This is a genomic window from Mariniflexile aquimaris (assembly GCF_042676825.1).
Lineage (GTDB): Bacteria > Bacteroidota > Bacteroidia > Flavobacteriales > Flavobacteriaceae > Mariniflexile > Mariniflexile aquimaris.
This window is the reverse complement of record NZ_JBHTIB010000064.1, coordinates 1-1,596: the sequence shown is the minus strand read 5'-3', so window position 1 is coordinate 1,596 and position 1,596 is coordinate 1. Positions and strand designations below refer to the sequence as shown.

Sequence of the window (1,596 nt, the reverse complement as noted above, 5' to 3'; positions counted from 1 at the left end):
ACGTTTATGTATAAGAATAGTTGCGGGTTTGTATGCGAGGATTTTCCGAAGGAAAATCAGAAGCTAGCAAACGAGCAACTAACTTTGGTTTAGCTAAAACTAGCAATTTTTTTTATACGGTGTTGGCACACGTATTTTTTTTATTTTCCAGTTCTATAATCAGTATTCGCATAGTCAAAATCGGAAAAGTCCTTAAAGAGTAAAATCCGTTTTTCATTAGTCAAATAGTTTTTTATTATTTCATAATTTCCTTTCGGAAAACTAATTCGGTCGCCTTTTGTTAAATAAGTGTCGCCACCAAATTCGCACTCACATAATTTTCCTCGAACTGCTGTTGCGTAAACGGTTACTTTTTCTTTGTAACCATCTTTCCATTCTTTTTTGATTACTTGGATTTTTTGTCTGTTGTCTTTAACTAATTCACGCAGTTGAGTAAGATATTCACTATAATTTTCAGGGAAATTAAATTCCGTTCCAGTTGTCATTGTGTAAGGATAAGAAATCTTCCCTAAACAACAAGATTCTAATTGTTCACTTCCGTAAAATTCGTGCAAGAAAAGAGAATAGATTTTCGGTTCTTTGTATTCGTCCACTTTTTCATACTTTTCTAATTCCGCAATCCAATAGTAAATAAAAGTTCCGTGAGAATCTTTATTTCTGTCCATTTCAAAAGTCAAAATCACGAATTCTTTTTCAGTCAGATTTTGAGTAAACCCGCTGAATGAAATTAGAAGTAGAAGTATTATAATTATCGTGTTTTTCAATTTGAATACGGTCTTTTTATATGTGTGCCAACGTTTATGTATATGGAAAGTTGCGTGTTTGCGTGCGAGGATTTTCCGAAGGAAAATCAGATGTAGCAAACGTGCAACAACCTTTGTTTTAGTACAACACCAGCAATTTTTTATATACGGTGTTGTGCTTAGTTTTTTTTAACTCTTTTTCGCAATTCTATTGTTTCATTTATATCTGTCGGAAGAATTGTATTTCCATCTTTACGTTTTCTATATTCAATTATATATTTCCAATTTTCATTTAATTCTTCAATGTGTAAAAAATGCTCACTAGCTTTCAATTCATTTATTTCATAATTATAATATAAATTTTGTTGTAACATTACTCCGCTGTTATTGGAATTCCAGAGCTCATATCTCGCTCTATTATTATTAAAGTCAAAATGTATTTCTCCGATTATATAATTATCACCGTCCAATTTTACTGTTGATTTTGGAGAGAAACCAAGCCTTTCAAGATAACCTGTATTTTTTGATTTTTCAGGTAACCATTCATTTAAGTGTCTACTTGAGAAATAATGAATATCTTTCACATGGACGTAATGTTTTTTCGATTTATTGATTAATTCAGTTTGATTATCAATTAATAATTTATTTATTTTTTTAAAATCGTTAATAGAGGATTCTGTAAAATTTAATTTTTTGATAGGTCCTTTATATGTCCAATTCCAAATTAAAAGAGAAATCAGAATTATTGGAATTAAAATTATCAAATATTTTTTCACTCTAGTCAGGAATTAAGCACAACGTTTATGTGTATGGAAAGTTGCGTGCTTGTGTGCGAGGATTTTCCGAAGGAAAA

General features: G+C 30.3%; 2 protein-coding genes. Both read right to left on the bottom strand.

Translation table 11 applies throughout. The features are described 5' to 3' along the window. Positions 1 to 140: 140 nt before the first annotated feature. Positions 141 to 665: a hypothetical protein gene (locus ACFQ0I_RS17460; RefSeq protein ID WP_379944276.1), complete on the bottom strand. Its 525-nt coding sequence runs from the start codon at positions 663 to 665 to the stop codon at positions 141 to 143. Between the two features lie 257 nt (positions 666 to 922). After that, positions 923 to 1,519 (bottom strand): hypothetical protein, encoded by a 597-nt coding sequence (locus tag ACFQ0I_RS17455; RefSeq protein ID WP_379944275.1) that lies wholly within the window; start codon positions 1,517 to 1,519, stop codon positions 923 to 925. Positions 1,520 to 1,596 lie beyond the last annotated feature (77 nt).

Bases quoted from the DNA above. Each gene is read 5' to 3' on its own strand.
- ACFQ0I_RS17460 (WP_379944276.1), bottom strand. From the start codon at position 665: ATGGACAGAAATAAAGATTCTCACGGAACTTTTATTTACTATTGGATT.